The sequence below is a fragment of the Brenneria nigrifluens DSM 30175 = ATCC 13028 genome, from assembly GCF_005484965.1.
Classification (GTDB): Bacteria; Pseudomonadota; Gammaproteobacteria; order Enterobacterales; family Enterobacteriaceae; genus Brenneria; species Brenneria nigrifluens.
Window position 1 is genome coordinate 3,948,498 of sequence record NZ_CP034036.1, and the last position, 15,177, is coordinate 3,963,674.

Below are 15,177 nucleotides of genomic sequence, written 5' to 3' on the forward strand. Positions count from 1 at the left end.
TTCTCCTACTTGATACCCGAAAAACCAAAACTACTCAGAAACTGTTTTTGGAACAGCACGAACGCCAGCATCAGCGGCAAACACACCAGCAGCGTACCGGCGCAAATCAGCCCCCACTGCCCGCCGGACTCCGCGCCCATGGCGAACGACACCAGACCGATGGTCAGCACCTGTTTATCCGGGTCGTTGAGCACCATCAGCGGCCACAGGTATTCGTTCCAGTGGTAGGTGATGCTGACGGTGGCGAAAGCCAGAATCGACGGCCAGGTCATGGGGATCAGTACGTGGAACACAACCTGCCACCAGCGGCAGCCCTCCATCAGCGCCGCCTCTTCAATTTCTTTGGAAATATTGAGAAACGCCTGGCGCATCAGGAATACGCCGAACGCCGAGGCAAAATAGGGCATCATCACCCCGGTCAGGGTATTGAGCAGGCCCAGCTGTTTCAGCGTCATCATGTTCGGCACCATCATTACCACCGGCATGATCATCAGTTGGATCAGCAGCAGGTAGAACAGCAGGGTTTTGCCGCGAAACTGGTGGTAGGCGAAGATATATCCGGCGGTGGTGATGGTCGCCAACTGCACCACAAAGGTGCCCAGCGCGAAAATCAGCGTGTTGGCGTACAGGCGCGGCCAGTCGGCGCTGCTCCACGCCTCGCGGAAGTTATCCAGCGTCAGCGGAAAACGGGGCAGCAGTGAAGCCATATCCGCGCCAAAACTGCCGGTGCTGACGGACGACGACAGCATCCACAGAAAGGGGCTGATCCACAGCAGCGCGGCGCAGATCAACAGCAGCGGCAGCGTCAGGCGGCTGGTCGCCCGCAGCGGGCGGAAACGCTCAGCGCTCATAGTGCGCGCCTTTTTCCAGCACCCGCAGGTTCAGCACCGAGAACGCGAACAGCAGCAGCAGCGTGAGAAAGGTGGCGGCGGAGGCCTTGCCGAGATCGTGGGTATCGTTCGCCAGATCCTGAATGTAATACAGCAGCACGTTGGTGGCGTTGTTCGGCCCGCCGCGCGTCATCACCGCCACGTGGTCGATCTGGGTAATGGCGTAAATAAAGGCGATGGTGACGACAAAGGCGATGGTCGGCCGCAGCAGCGGCAGGGTAATATGGAAAAAGACCTGCCGTTTCGACGCCCCTTCCATAATGGCGGCTTCGCGCGCCGAGGTGGAAACAGACTGCAATCCGGCGAGGAAAAACAGCATGTAGTAACCGGCGAATTTCCAGATGCCGATGACGCTCACCGCCGCCAACGCCGTATCGCTCATGCCCAGGTAGTTATTGTTCATCGGGCCGAAAATTTTCGCCAGATAGTAATCCAGCAGACCCAGTCCCGGCATAAAGATAAACAGCCACAGCGTCGCCGCGCTGACCAGCGGCACAATCATCGGAAAGAAAAAGGCGGTGCGCAGCCAGCGGTTGACGGGGGTGTTTTCCCACAGCACCACCGCCAGCAGCAAGGCCAGCAGCACCCCGGGGATCACGGTCAGCAGGATATACAGCACATTGTTCCACAGCGCCTGCCAGAACACCGTATCCCGCAGCAGGCGCGCCATATTGTCCAGCCCGACGAACTGTGGCTGGCCTGCGTTCATCCGGGTGTCATAGAGACTGTCGATAGCCGAACGCAGCAGCGGGAAATAGGTAAAGGCGAACAGAAAAATCAGCGTTGGCAACAGCACCAGATAAGGAAAATATTTTGCACGCATAACGCATCAGTCACTAAGAGTAAAACACCAGAGATCACCATAAAGGGACGATATGTCAGCGGGGAGACAGTTCAGTGACAGTTTCTTTGTGAGAGAATATTTTTCTTATTAATAATAAGAATGCTAATCAATTTGCCGTATCGACGCCCGAGGGTATTTCGCCGGGGAATGCATCTTGGCCGCATAGCCATCACCCCGCCCGTGACACGACGGGGTGATAAGGCCGGTTACCGGTAATCCTCCAGCGGCACGCAGGAACAGAACAGATGACGGTCGCCGTAGACATCGTCCAGCCGTTTTACCGTCGGCCAGTATTTGTTTTCGCTGCCCGCCGGGAATACCGCCAGCTCGCGGCTGTAGGGATGCGGCCACTCCGCGGCCAATTCGTCCTGGGTGTGCGGGGCGTTCACCAGCGGATTATCTTCCAGCGGCCACTCGCCGTTAACCACGCGATCGATCTCCGCGCGAATCGCCAACATGGCGTCGATAAACCGATCCAGCTCGGCCTGACTTTCCGACTCTGTGGGTTCGACCATCAGTGTACCGGCCACCGGGAATGACATGGTGGGGGCGTGAAAACCGTAATCAATCAGCCGTTTGGCGATATCCATTTCGCTAATGCCGCTGCGCTCCTTTAGCGGACGGATATCCAGAATGCATTCATGGGCGACGCGCCCGTCCCGTCCGCTATACAGCACCGGATACGCCGACTGTAGCCGCGCCGCGATGTAGTTGGCGTTGAGGATCGCCATCTGGCTCGCCTGTTTCAGCCCTTCCGCGCCCATCATGCGGATATACATCCAACTGATGGGCAGGATGGAGGCGCTGCCGAACGGCGCGGCGGATACCGCGCCCTGCCCGGTCAGCATACCGTCGATTTTGACCACCTGGTGCCCCGGCACAAACGGCGCCAGATGGGCTTTTACCCCGATCGGTCCCATGCCCGGACCGCCGCCGCCGTGCGGAATGCAGAAGGTTTTATGCAGATTGAGATGGGAAACGTCGGCGCCGATATAGCCCGGCGAGGTAATGCCAACCTGCGCATTCATATTGGCGCCGTCCAGATACACCTGGCCGCCGAACTGATGCACGATCTGGCACACCTCGCGGATAGTTTCCTCATACACGCCGTGGGTGGACGGATAGGTCACCATAATGCAGGACAGCCGTTCGCCCGCCGAGCGCGCCTTTTCCCGCAGATCGTGCAGGTCGATGTTGCCGTGCTTGTCGCAGGCCACCACCACCACGCTCATCCCCGCCATCTGCGCCGACGCCGGATTGGTGCCATGCGCCGAACTGGGGATCAGGCAGACGTCGCGGGCGGATTCGTTGCGGCTGTGGTGATAACGCCGGATCGCCAGCAACCCGGCGTATTCTCCCTGCGCGCCGGAGTTAGGCTGCATGCACACCGCGTCGTAACCCGTCAGTTGCACCAGCCAACCGGCAAGTTGTTCGATCATCTTGTGGTAGCCCTGCGCCTGCTCAGGCGGACAGAACGGATGCAGTTCGGCGAATTCCGGCCAGGTAATCGGCAGCATTTCCGCGGCGGCGTTGAGCTTCATGGTGCAGGACCCCAGCGGGATCATCGCCTGATTGAGCGCCAGATCCTTGCGTTCCAGACGATGCAGATAGCGCATCATCTCGGTTTCGCTGTGATAGCGGTTAAACACCGGGTGGCAAAGAATGGCGTCATCCCGTTGCAAAGCGGCGGGAATCGACGCCGCCTGTCGGCCGACCGCCGCATCGAGCGCATCGATATCCAGCCCGTGGGCGTATCCCAGCAGGATGGAAAACAGCGTCAGCACGTCTTCCCGATCGGTGGCTTCATCCAGCGAAATCCCCACCGCGCCGTCAAGATCGGCGCGCAGGTTGACGCCAAAGCTTAGCGCCCGGCTCAATACCGCCTCTTTGTCCTCCACCTCAACGGTCAGGGTGTCGAACCAGCTGTGGTGGCGCAGCGTCAGTCCGCCCCGCCGCAGCCCGAGCGCCAAAATATCCGTCAGCCGATGGATGCGCCCGGCGATGCGCCGCAACCCTTGCGGGCCGTGGAATACGGCGTACAGGCTGGCGATATTGGCCAGCAGCACCTGCGAGGTGCAGATATTGGAGTTGGCTTTCTCGCGGCGGATATGCTGCTCGCGGGTCTGCATCGCCATACGCAAAGCGGTATTGCCCGCGGCGTCGCGCGACACGCCGATAATCCGCCCCGGCATGGCGCGTTTGTATTCGTCCCGACAGGCGAAGAACGCGGCATGCGGCCCGCCGTAGCCCATCGGCACACCAAAGCGCTGGGCGGAACCGAAGACGATATCCGCGCCCTGTTTGCCCGGCGCGCTCAACAGCACCAGCGCCATGATATCGGCGGCGACGCAGCTGATGACCTTGCGCTGCTTCAGTTCGGCCATCAGATCGCGGTAATCATGCAGTTCGCCGCCGGTCCCCGCCTGTTGCAATAACACGCCGAACACCGCGTCATCCGCCAGCGCCTCTTGCGCCTTGCCCACCACCACCTCGAAGCCGAAGGTCTGGGCGCGCGTGCGCACCACGTCCAGCGTTTGCGGGTGAACGTCATCGGCGACAAAGAAACGGTCGGCCTGCTTCAGCTTGCTGATGCGTTTGGCCATCGCCATGGCTTCAGCCGCCGCCGTGGCTTCATCCAGCAACGAGGCGGACGCCAGTTCCAGACCGGTTAAATCCTGCGTCACCTGCTGAAAATTAAGTAATGCCTCCAGACGCCCCTGCGACACCTCCGGCTGATACGGCGTGTAGGCGGTGTACCAACCCGGATTTTCCAGCACGTTGCGCAAAATCACCGGCGGCATCAGCACCGCGCCGTAGCCCATGCCGATATAGCTTTTGTAGCGCTGATTCCGGCCGGCGATATCCTTCAGTTCCGCCAACGCCTGATACTCCGTCGCCGCGTCGCCCACCGCCGGCGGACTGGGCAACTGGATATCGGCGGGCACAATCTGGCGGATTAACTCATCGAGCGACGCCGCGCCGACCGCCGCCAGCATATGCCGGCGCTGGCCGGCGGAGGGACCGATATGGCGTTCAACAAAAGCGCCGTTATATTCAAGCTGACTGAGAGTCTGGGTCATTACGAAAATTTCCTGCATCACACAAAATAAAACGCCCGGCTCGGCAGAGTCCGGGCGCCGGCATTATTCGTCTTCTTCCAGCGTCGCCTGATATCCCTCGGCATCAAGCAGTTCATCCAGGTCGGACTCGTCGGACGAGCGGATACGGAACAGCCAGCCATCGGTATAGGGGGCGCTGTTAACCAGCTCGGGGGCGTTTTCCAACTCGTCATTGACTTCGATAATTTCACCGCTGATCGGCGCATAGATATCGGAAGCCGCCTTGACCGACTCGGCGACGGCGCAGTCATCGCCCGCGGCGACGATGGTGCCGACCTCCGGCAAATCGATAAACACCATATCGCCCAATAACTCCTGCGCGTGTTCGGTGATGCCAACGCTATATACGCCTTCGCCTTCGGACAATACCCACTCATGGGAAGCAGTATATTTTAGTTCTGCTGGTACATCGCTCATTGCCACTCTCTCCTTTCCTTCACAAAACGGTTAAAACCGGCCGGTTGATGAATACTGAATCATCAGTTAATACTGAAAACGGGTTTTCCGCCACGGACAAAACCGGGTTTGGTGACATGCACAGGGAGTTCGCGGTTGCGGATCTGCACAATCGCCTGTTTGCCGATGCCGACCGGGACGCGCGCCAGCGCGATACTCAGCCCCAGCGTAGGGGAAAAAGAGCCGCTGGTAATGACTCCTTCCCGCATCACGCCGTCGCCATCAGTAAAGCGCACCGGCAGACCATTACGCAATACGCCTTTTTCCGTCAGCACCAGCCCGACCAACTGCTCGGTGCCTTTTTCCCGTTGGCGCTCCAGCGCCTCGCGGCCGATAAACTGACGATCCTCAGGCTGCCAGACGATGGTCCAGCCCATATTGGCGGCCAGCGGCGAAATGCCTTCGTCCATATCCTGACCGTAAAGATTCATCCCGGCCTCCAGCCGCAAAGTGTCACGCGCCCCCAGGCCGCAAGGCTTGACGCCCTCGGACAACAGCCGCTGCCAGAGGCCGACCGCCTGCTCCCGCGGCAGCGCGATTTCATAGCCCGCCTCGCCGGTATAGCCGGTCGTGGCGATGAAAAAGTCATCGGCCTGCACGCCGAAAAAGGGCTTCATGCCCGCGACCTGCTCACGCTGGGCGTCATTCAGCAAGCGCTGCGCCTTTTGCTGCGCCTGCGGTCCCTGAACCGCCACCAGCGCCAGATCGTCCCGCACGCGGATATCCAGCATAAACGGTTCGGCGTGCCGGGCGATCCAGGCCAGATCTTTGTCGCGGGTGGCCGAATTCACCACCAGCCGGAAATAGTCTTCCGCCAGAAAATAGACGATCAGATCGTCAATCACGCCGCCGGACGCATTCAACATGCCGGTATAGAGCGCCTTGCCCGGCTGGGTGAGCTTCGCCACGTCGTTCGCCAGCAGGTAGCGCAGAAATTCGCGGGTTCGCACGCCGTGCAAATCCACGATGGTCATATGGGACACATCGAACATGCCGGCGTCGCGCCGCACGATATGGTGCTCATCAAGCTGGGAGCCGTAATGCAGCGGCATCATCCAACCGTGAAAATCCACTATTTTGGCGCCGTCCGCCAGGTGCTGCTGATACAACGGAGTCTGCTTTGCCATCTTTTTCCTCTGTGCGGTGCATTGCGCTCAGGCGGTAAAAAACGCCGCGCAAACGATATCCTGCCAATGAACTTACCACTGAAGCGCGGGTTAAACTATCCCCACAGACATAAGTTAAACTATATGGCAACCACCTGAAAAGCAGGATGACACAAGGGCTATAAACAGTCAGATAGTCCAAATATAGCTAAATATAAAGCATAAATATTATGTAATAAGGGAGGATTAGCGAATGATTGATATGAAAAATGGCCGAGCAGATCAGCAGTGGGCGCAAAAAAAAGCGCCATACATTAGTTAAAATAATGCGAAAAAAGCGCTGAAATTAGATTATTTCAATCAAAAAGCCGCCGCGTTTCGCTCCTCCCTCGACTACTGCGGCAACCCCTGTTCAATACGCTGTATCAGATAGGGGAAAAACGGATTGGAGGAGAGACGCAGCAGCGTGTCCAGATCCACCACCAGCACCGAGCGTTCGCCGCGGGCGGCGATCATCCCCAGCGGCAGGCCGAACTCGCGGGGATTTTGCGAGAAACGTCCGTAAAGAGAGTCGCTATCCGGGAATGGCAGCGCAACGTGCGATAGCGAGTAAATATCCGGCGGATAGTCGATGCCCAGATCGCGGGAATACTCCCGCTCCGTTCCGGCTTTTACATCAAAGGCGACGGCATGGGCGCTGTCCGGGGCGGCATTGGTGATTACCGTGGTGTCATAATGGCGCGGCGCGGCGGGCAGTAGCTGACTAACGGCGCCGTTGGCCGAATCACGCAGTAAAGGGCCGAAGTTAATCGTGCGGTTGACGTCAAACAGCACCAGTTGGCTGCCATTGGCCGGCAACAGATTATAAAATGACGACACCACCGCCCGCGTGCTCACGGTGAAATCCATCACCGACTGAAAGGTCAGCACCGGAGGCAAGCCCGCCAGCGCCTGGTTTTGCGCTTTGCGGGTCAGCTGACGCTGCAACTCATGGGTCAACAGCCAGGACTGCCGCGCGCCGTTAACCGGAAACGAATTGTATTTGAACGGGTTGAATTCCGGCAAAATGCCCAGCCATGCCGCTTTGGCGAACGCGGGAAAGAGCGCGGGCAGCCCGGCGAGACCGGCAAAGCGGGCGTAGTTGGTAACGCCGATCATCGGCGAAATCAGTATCAGCCGCTCAGGACGGCTCAGCGCAGGATCGTCCAGCGCATCCAGGGCGTATTTCAGCGCCAGCGCCCCGCCATTGGAAAACCCCACCATATGCAGCGGTAACGGCTTACCCGAATCCTGCGCCAGATAGCGGCCGGCCTCACGCACCGCCAGACGGGTGGCCGCCAGCCAGTCTTCCCAGTGAATATCCGTCAGCGCGCCGGGAACCGTACCGTGAGCGGGCAGACGAATGCCGACCACCACAAAACCGCGCTGGCGATAAAGCCGCGCGATATGCCGCAGGCTATAAGGAGAATCCGTTAATCCATGCAATAGCACCACCGCGCCTTTCGGCGCGCCGTCCGGCATCAGCTGGTAGGAACGATTCCAGTCATGCTGAAACTTGCCCGGATACACCGGGCTGCCGGCAAAATAACGGTTAATGGGCCGTTGTTCGTCCTCGTCCAGCTCCTGGGTGACATGCTGGTTGATCTGCTGGAAAATGGTCTCTTCCGCGCGCAGATAAGCCGGCCAGTCCGCCCGGTCAAGCTCCTCCGCCGACAGTTCATCCGGCACAAAGGTGTGCCAGGGCGCCAGCGCCGGCCCGCGCTGCGTATCATAAATACGGATGGCCAGCAGCGTTATCGCCGCTACCGCTACAATAATCACCGCGCGTTTAATCATTCGCCTGACGGAGCCGATCAGCATGCTAATGTCCCTTCCCGTTTGCCGTTTCGCCGCCCGTTTTCAACGCGGACCGCACGTCTGAAAGCGTAAACCATCCCGGCCGCCGATGGTATTAAACTTCGTTCAGTGTACAGTCCCCGCAGCGGGCGACATCGGGAATACGGTAGCGTTGGCAACAGCTGCGGCGCCGCATAAGGCCGCCGCGGGGAATAATGGTGCGATAGAGGGGATTTTCACCGCCGTCCAGCAGTGAACGGGAAAAGAACAGATCGTGGCGCAGCTGGCCGAGTTGGTCCGGCGCTATCAGCGGCGCCATCTCCCCCAAAAACCAGTGCATAAGATAGCCGGTATTATTCCAGGTAAGCCGGGCGTTAAGCGCGCCGAAGCTATCCAGCGTGTTGATGACCGGCGCGATATGCTGATGCAGCAACCGCTCCAGCCGCGCCCGCGGCGAGTCGCCGGCCATTTCCGGCGCCAGCGCCTGCGGCGCGATATAAAACACCGCCGGGTGTCCTTTACTGGCGTGGAATTCGACATATATCCGGCTCGGAGAGCAGTCCAGCAGCACGACGTGTTTCAGCGATACCAGCATCAACGGCGGCACCAGCAGCCCGAAATACCACTGCGCCCATAATGATTGCAGCGGCTTTTCCTCATGCGGCTTGTCCGGATGTTGCCGATACAGCTCATTACCGTAGCGCCGCACCAGCCGCTGAAACGCCTCGGGCCGCGACCACTCGGCGAGCGTCATGGCCCCCTCCGGGGGAACCTCGCCGAACTTGACGCTATCCAGACAGTGCGGGCGATAGCGGCGCAGCAACGCGTTTAACTCGGCGGCCAGCCGCCGGTCGCCGCCGGAAAACGCCGGGTGCGCAACGGTGCTGACGATATTTTTGACGGTTGGCATAGGCGGTTCCGCTAGGGTAGGCGAATAAACGGGAAACGAAATGATAACTATTGCCAATAGTATCCGGGTTTATCGCTAATGACAAACCGCGCGCTTCCCGTTAATGCCTCCGCCGTCGGGACCGGCCGGCGCCCAACGCGCAGGGCTAGATAAGCTGGCTGATATTCAGATCTTCCATCAAACGCTGATTGTCGGAATAGTCCACCGGAATGGCGATCACCGCCGGCCCCTGAACATCCATCGCCTGGCGCAATTTACTCACCAGCTCGTCCTCCGCTTCGACCGCAAAGCCTTGCGCGCCGAACGCATCCGCATAGGCTTTAAAATCGATCGGCCCAAATTTGACGCCGGAAGAGCGGTGATACTTTTTCTCTTCCTGGATCTCGACCATGTTATAGGCGTTATCCACCCAGATAATATGCAGCACATTGCTGTTCAGACGCACGGCGGTTTCAAGCTCCATACTGGACTGCATAAAGCCGCCGTCCCCTGAAACCGAAATCACTTTCTGACCGGGGTGAATCAGCGACGCGGCAATCGCCCACGGCAACGCGACGCCCATCGTTTGCTGACCGTTGGTCATCAGCACCTGCCGCGCCCGGAAGCTGTACAGATAGCGCGCCAGCCAGATATGGAAACTGCCCATATCGACGCACAGCGTGACGTCATGGTTGACGATATCCTGCATCGCCCGCACCAGCCGCAGCGGATGGATCGCAAAGCCGCGCATATTCATGCCGCGCGTCGCCAGATCGCGCCGTTGCTGACAGAGGTCGCGCAGAATAGCCTGCGTCTGCGGCGAAAGGGCCAACGGCGCACGGATACAGCCGGCCAGAGCATCGACGGTGGTGGTGATATCGCCAATCAGCTCCACGTCGGGCAGATAGGCGCTGTCGATACTGGCGGGCAGCACGTCGATATGCACCAGCGCCGCTTTGCCGCTGTTCCACAATACCGGGTCATACTCCACCGGGCTGTAGCCGACCGTAATAATCAGATCGGCCTGCTGCAGCAGCTTATCGCCCGTCTGATTATTGAACAGGCCGACGCGCCCGGCGAAATGGTCGAAACTTTGCTGGTCAACGGCGCCGGCGGCCTGATAGGTGCTGGTTACCGGCAGTTGGCTTTGATGCAGCAAGCGGCGTAGCGCCTCGGCGGTTTTCGGCTGGCTCGCCATCAATCCCAGCAGCAAAACAGGATTTTTGGCCCGCTGGATCATCCGCGCGACCTTGTCGATCTCCGCCTGGGGCGCGCCGTTCAGCGCGGGCAGATCGGGGCGGACCAGTACGGCGCTGGTCACCGGATCGTTGATGATATCCTGGGGCAGGCTGATGAAAGAGGCGCCGGGGTGTCCCGTTTCCGCGGCGCGGAAAGCGTTCGCCAGCACTTCGGAAATCGCCGACGAGGCCCTGACCTCCGCGCTGAATTTGGTTACCGGCTGGAACAGGCTGACGGTGTCCAGGCTTTGATGCGTCAGCTTAAGGCTCTCCGCGCGTTTCACCGCGCCGCCGATGGCTACCAGGGGGTCGCCCTCCGAGGTGGCGGTCGCCAGTCCGGTCACCAGATTACAGCAGCCCGGCCCGGAGGTCACCAGCGTCACGCCGGCTTTACCGCTCAGTCGTCCGATTGCCGCCGCCATAAAAGCGCCGTTGGCTTCATGGCGCACCGGGATGGTTTGAATCGGCGAGTCTTCCAGGGCATCAAAAACGCGATCGATTTTTGCTCCCGGAATACCAAATACATATTGCACCCCCTGCTGCTCCAGATGTTTCACCACCAGGGCTGCGCCACAGTTCCAGCTCTGCTGACCTGTTGAATTTTCCATTGCCTCACTCCTCTGAGATGTTGCGTATTCTACCGTTGCTTAACTTTCCACTGCCTGGATAGCGCTATCGAGATTTTCAGGTGACAGATCCGCGCTGAGAAAATCCCGATCCTGCGGCAGGTCGATAATCAGTTTGGAGATAACCCCAAACGTCAGAACGCCGCGTTCCATCTCATAATCAAGGATGTGTCCTCCTCCCTGGCGATCGTCGGTAATAAAATGCTCATGATAGCCGGCAACGTTGATGCCCTGCGTATAGGCCGGACTGCGAAAACCGATGACGCTTCCCTGACAATGTTCAAAATGGAACGTCGGCTGCCGGGCGATGGCTTCCAGCATCGGTTTATACGGGCGTTTCTGGCGCGGCACGGTACGGGTTTCAACGTACTTGAAACGGCCGTCGATGCGCAGGGCGCAAAACAGATTATCCGTACCCACCAGGCTATCTATTTTCTGGTGCAGACGGTGACGACCAATCGGACTGTTGAAATGGACTTCTTCCGTCGGGCGGAAAAACGTCATCACCGCGAAAGGGGTCTTCTGGTGCGGCTTGGCCGCCCGCGCGCTGCCGTCAGAGCGCAGTTGGAAAATAAGGCGGTTGAAGGCTACCAGTTCGCCGTCCAGATTGTTAAACGTTCCTAATCCAAAGTCGCCATACTGCAATAACTCCTCCATCGTCCGGCTACCTTCGTACACGCCATTGATTAAACCACTCATTAGTGATGTTTGATAAATAACGCACTCCGGATGGTGCTGCCGATGTTGAAGCGCATAGGTTGCGATCTCTTCCACGCAAGGATTTACGCCACTATCTTCTTTCATATGCTTTCTCTTTCGATGGGTTATTACTTAAATGTTTCTAACTCATTCTTAAAGATTGACGCCAACATAGACAAAGTTCCAATATACAAACCTCGTCATTTGAAGATCTGAAAAATATGGAGCCCGCTAATGGAATTTCGTTACCTGCGCTACTTTGTTGCCGTCGCCGAGGCCCGGCATTTCACGCACGCGGCGGAAAGCCTGGGCATATCGCAGCCGCCGCTCAGCCAGCAAATCAAAAAACTTGAACATGAAATAGGCACGCCGTTATTCAAACGGCTGACGCGCGGCGTTGAAATGACGGAAGCGGGAAAAGTGTTATATGAAGATGCCAGCCAGATCCTGAAACTGACCGATGCCGCCGTTGACCGCGCCAGAAGCATCGCCAGGGGAGAAGAAGGGAATTTCAACGTCGGTTTTTCCTCATCCGCCTCTTTTCATCCGGTGGTGCTACGGCTACTACACGCCTATTGCCAGCGCTATCCGAATGTGTCGTTAAGCCCGCGGACGGATAATCCTCCGCAGTTGCTTACCGAACTGCACAACAGAAATATCGACGTCGCCTTTCTTCGTCTGCCGTGCAATATCGGCCGCGAATTCAATAGCGAGTTTCTGGCCGAGGAGCCGATGAAACTGGTGCTGCCCGCCGATCACGCGCTGAATAACAAAAAACGCATCCATTTGAGCGAGCTGAAACAGGAATCGTTGATCACCTTCCCGCAGGAAATTTGTCCCGGATTACACGATATGATTATTCGCGCCTGCTATTTATCCGGCTACGAACCCCGGCTTAGCCAGCAGGCGCCGCAGCTAACGGCCACCATCGGCATGGTGTCGGCGGGCTTCGGCATCGCCATCATTCCCGAGTCGCTCTCCTGCATCAAAATAGGCAATGTGTCCTATCACGCCATAGAAGATATCCGCCTGACTACCCAGATCATCATGGTCTGGCGCCAGCACGAGCATACGCCGATCGTCATGAATATGGTGCAGTTGTCGCGCAGTCAGCGGCGGGCCGGCTGACTATTTCCTCGCCGCCTGCTGCTGACAAAGCGCCGCCAAAAGAGTGGTAATTGATATAAATTATTATATGCTATTGGTTATCATTATCATTCTTGGCGGATATGAAATGCTGACAGCGATGATTACCGCATGCGGTTTATGGGGCGTTAGCTGGTGTATGGGAAAACAGCTGTCGAGCGCCTGGGGGGTATTATTGCCCTGCGCCGTCATGCCGTTACTGGCCGCGCTTGATCTTAACCTGATGCATCTGAAAATGATTATCGCCGTCGCCCTGTTGGCGACGCTGGCAATGTTATTTCATCACCGTCTGCGACACTATTTGCTTTTGCCGTCCTGCATTGCATTGGCTGGCGGAGTGGCGGCTATGTCCCTGGCGTTTAATTTAACGCTGGGATAAGCGGGTAAATAATCAAAGAGGGAAAAAGATTAACAGAGAAGTGGTGCGAAGAGAGGGACTTGAACCCTCACGCCCGTTAAGGCACTAACACCTGAAGCTAGCGCGTCTACCAATTCCGCCACCTTCGCACAGGTAAAGCTTAATTTGCGCCGCCGACCGACCCGTACCACCGCATGGTGCGAAGAGAGGGACTTGAACCCTCACGTCCGTTAAGACACTAACACCTGAAGCTAGCGCGTCTACCAATTCCGCCACCTTCGCAATGTTTGCGATACGAATTTACCGTGAAGCACAGTTACAGTTATTGTGCGGCACATTACTATGAAACACAATCGTGGCGATGTGGTGCGAAGAGAGGGACTTGAACCCTCACGCCCGTTAAGGCACTAACACCTGAAGCTAGCGCGTCTACCAATTCCGCCACCTTCGCAATCCAGCAACACTGCCTTACGCAGTGCCACCACGGAGGCGAATTCTAGAGGTTTTAGCGTCAAGGTCAATGATTATTTCCTCCGAAATGCGGGGGTTGCTGCAAAATTCATCACCTTCAGGATGACAATGGCCGGGCAAAGCGTTCATTCAGCCATTCGATAAATACCCGGATGCGCGGAGCAAGGAAACGCCCCGGCGGATACATCACATACAGCGGCATATCCGGCGGCGGCGTATCCTTAAGAATTTCAACCAGTTCGCCGCTGTCCAGCCAGCGCCGCAAACTGTGGCGCGGCGCCTGAATCAGCCCTAATCCGGCGCGGCAAAGACAGCATTTCGGCCGCGCGGCTAAAGCTCCCCAGTTCCGCGATACGCACAAAGATGCGCATCGCCTGAATCTGATCCATCACGCCCCCATTGTTGTTGATTTTTGAATAGTGTTGCATGAAATGGGTTATTTATCTTTATCCAATAAACAACCACACTGATCCGGCTTTCCACCCCCACATGAGGACGACAGGATGCAACAACGTCAACTAGGTCTTAACGGCCCGTCGGTTTCCGCGCTTGGGCTAGGCTGCATGGGAATGAGCGATTTTTACTCCACCGCTCAGGATGAAAAAGAGGCCATCGCCACGCTGCACCGAGCATTGGAGTTAGGCATAACGCTGCTTGACACCGCGGATATGTACGGTCCCCATACCAATGAGCAGTTGGTCGGCAAAGCCATCAAGGGAAAACGCCAGCAGGTTTTCCTGGCCACCAAGTTCGGCATTCTGCGCGATCCGACCGACCCCGATCTGCGAGGCGTCAGCGGCAAGCCGGAGTACATCCGCCGGGCGATTGAGGGCAGCCTGTCGCGGCTGGGCGTAGAGGTGATTGACCTCTACTATCAGCATCGCGTCGACCCGACGGTGCCGATTGAAGAGAGCGTCGGAACCCTGGCCGACCTGGTCAAGGAAGGGAAAATTCGCTATATCGGCCTGAGCGAGGCCTCCGCCGAAACGCTGGAACGCGCTCATCGGGTGCATCCCATCACCGCCCTGCAGAGCGAATACTCGCTATGGACGCGGGATGTGGAAACCGACATCCTGCCCGCCTGCCGGCGTCTTGGCATCGGGTTCGTGCCCTACAGCCCGTTGGGCCGCGGTTTTCTTACCGGTGCCATCCGCAGCCCGGACGACCTGGCCGCCGATGATTTCCGCCGTAGCAACCCACGTTTTGCCGGAGATAACTTTGCCAAAAACCGGCAATTGGTGGACAAGGTGAATCAGTTGGCTAAGGAAAAAGGCGTGGCGCCCTCACAGCTGGCGCTGGCCTGGGTTCTGGCGCAGGGAGAGCATATTGTGCCGATCCCGGGAACCAAACGCCGCCGCTATCTGGAGGAGAACATCGGCGCGCTGGACGTCGCCCTGAGCGAGGAAGAGCTGGCGGCGATCGAAGCCATCTTTCCTTTCAATGCCGCGGCGGGGGAACGCTACAGCGCCGAGGGAATGGCGACGCTCGATCGCTAAGGC

The 15,177-nt window shown here is 58.1% G+C and carries 13 protein-coding genes, 3 tRNA genes and 1 pseudogene; 3 read left to right on the forward strand and 14 right to left on the reverse strand.

From position 1 onward, the window contains the following. Positions 1–5: 5 nt before the first annotated feature. The 9 genes from EH206_RS18500 to budA all read right to left on the reverse strand — a co-directional run bounded on the left by EH206_RS18500 (position 6) and on the right by budA (position 11,808). The gene (locus EH206_RS18500; RefSeq protein ID WP_009114407.1) at positions 6–851 is read right to left on the reverse strand and encodes a carbohydrate ABC transporter permease; all 846 of its coding nucleotides are present in this window, start codon (positions 849–851) and stop codon (positions 6–8) included. Beyond that, complete coding sequence (locus EH206_RS18505; protein WP_009114408.1) at positions 841–1,713, reverse strand: carbohydrate ABC transporter permease; 873 nt, start codon at positions 1,711–1,713, stop codon at positions 841–843. Before EH206_RS18505 ends, EH206_RS18500 begins: the two co-directional genes overlap by 11 nt. A 227-nt stretch (positions 1,714–1,940) precedes the next feature. Further along, entirely contained in the window at positions 1,941–4,814 is a 2,874-nt protein-coding gene (gcvP, locus tag EH206_RS18510; RefSeq protein ID WP_009114409.1) for an aminomethyl-transferring glycine dehydrogenase, read from the reverse strand. A 63-nt stretch (positions 4,815–4,877) separates the two neighbouring features. Then, positions 4,878–5,270 carry a glycine cleavage system protein GcvH gene (gcvH, locus tag EH206_RS18515; RefSeq protein WP_009114410.1) on the reverse strand — a complete coding sequence of 131 codons (393 nt, stop codon included), beginning with the start codon at positions 5,268–5,270 and terminating at the stop codon, positions 4,878–4,880. Positions 5,271–5,332: 62 nt separating this feature from the next. Continuing rightward, positions 5,333–6,436: a glycine cleavage system aminomethyltransferase GcvT gene (gene gcvT, locus EH206_RS18520; protein WP_009114411.1), complete on the reverse strand. Its 1,104-nt coding sequence runs from the start codon at positions 6,434–6,436 to the stop codon at positions 5,333–5,335. 372 nt (positions 6,437–6,808) lie between these two features. Then, positions 6,809–8,275: an alpha/beta hydrolase gene (locus EH206_RS18525; RefSeq protein WP_009114412.1), complete on the reverse strand. Its 1,467-nt coding sequence runs from the start codon at positions 8,273–8,275 to the stop codon at positions 6,809–6,811. 91 nt (positions 8,276–8,366) lie between these two features. Beyond that, the gene (fhuF, locus tag EH206_RS18530; protein ID WP_009114413.1) at positions 8,367–9,161 is read right to left on the reverse strand and encodes a siderophore-iron reductase FhuF; all 795 of its coding nucleotides are present in this window, start codon (positions 9,159–9,161) and stop codon (positions 8,367–8,369) included. Positions 9,162–9,306: 145 nt separating this feature from the next. Beyond that, a complete protein-coding gene (gene alsS, locus EH206_RS18535; RefSeq protein ID WP_009114414.1) occupies positions 9,307–10,986 on the reverse strand; it encodes an acetolactate synthase AlsS in 1,680 nt (559 codons plus the stop codon). Between the two features lie 39 nt (positions 10,987–11,025). Then, entirely contained in the window at positions 11,026–11,808 is a 783-nt protein-coding gene (gene budA, locus EH206_RS18540; RefSeq protein ID WP_009114415.1) for an acetolactate decarboxylase, read from the reverse strand. 129 nt (positions 11,809–11,937) lie between these two features. On the opposite strand from budA, the gene EH206_RS18545 reads away from it, so the two are divergent. Together EH206_RS18545 and EH206_RS18550 are read left to right on the forward strand one after the other, a co-directional pair. Next, positions 11,938–12,831 (forward strand): LysR family transcriptional regulator, encoded by an 894-nt coding sequence (locus EH206_RS18545; RefSeq protein WP_009114416.1) that lies wholly within the window; start codon positions 11,938–11,940, stop codon positions 12,829–12,831. 106 nt (positions 12,832–12,937) lie between these two features. Further along, complete coding sequence (locus tag EH206_RS18550; RefSeq protein ID WP_009114417.1) at positions 12,938–13,228, forward strand: DUF1435 domain-containing protein; 291 nt, start codon at positions 12,938–12,940, stop codon at positions 13,226–13,228. Positions 13,229–13,269: 41 nt separating this feature from the next. Here the strand turns inward: EH206_RS18550 and EH206_RS18555 are convergent. The 5 genes and pseudogenes from EH206_RS18555 to EH206_RS23655 all read right to left on the reverse strand — a co-directional run bounded on the left by EH206_RS18555 (position 13,270) and on the right by EH206_RS23655 (position 14,106). After that, positions 13,270–13,356, reverse strand: a tRNA-Leu gene (locus EH206_RS18555). Positions 13,357–13,402: 46 nt separating this feature from the next. Beyond that, a tRNA-Leu gene (locus EH206_RS18560) sits at positions 13,403–13,489 on the reverse strand. 82 nt (positions 13,490–13,571) lie between these two features. Then, positions 13,572–13,658: transfer RNA gene (locus EH206_RS18565), tRNA-Leu, on the reverse strand. A 117-nt stretch (positions 13,659–13,775) separates the two neighbouring features. Then, positions 13,776–13,982 (reverse strand): annotated as a pseudogene (locus EH206_RS18570) (LysR substrate-binding domain-containing protein); the annotation flags it as partial. Then, positions 13,909–14,106, reverse strand: a complete 198-nt coding sequence (locus tag EH206_RS23655) for a helix-turn-helix domain-containing protein (RefSeq protein WP_369750598.1) — start codon at positions 14,104–14,106, stop codon at positions 13,909–13,911. The gene EH206_RS23655 and the pseudogene EH206_RS18570, both read right to left, overlap by 74 nt. A gap of 75 nt (positions 14,107–14,181) precedes the next feature. Between EH206_RS23655 and EH206_RS18575 the strand changes: the two genes are divergently transcribed. After that, entirely contained in the window at positions 14,182–15,174 is a 993-nt protein-coding gene (locus EH206_RS18575; protein ID WP_009114418.1) for an aldo/keto reductase, read from the forward strand. The last annotated feature ends 3 nt before the right edge of the window (positions 15,175–15,177 follow it).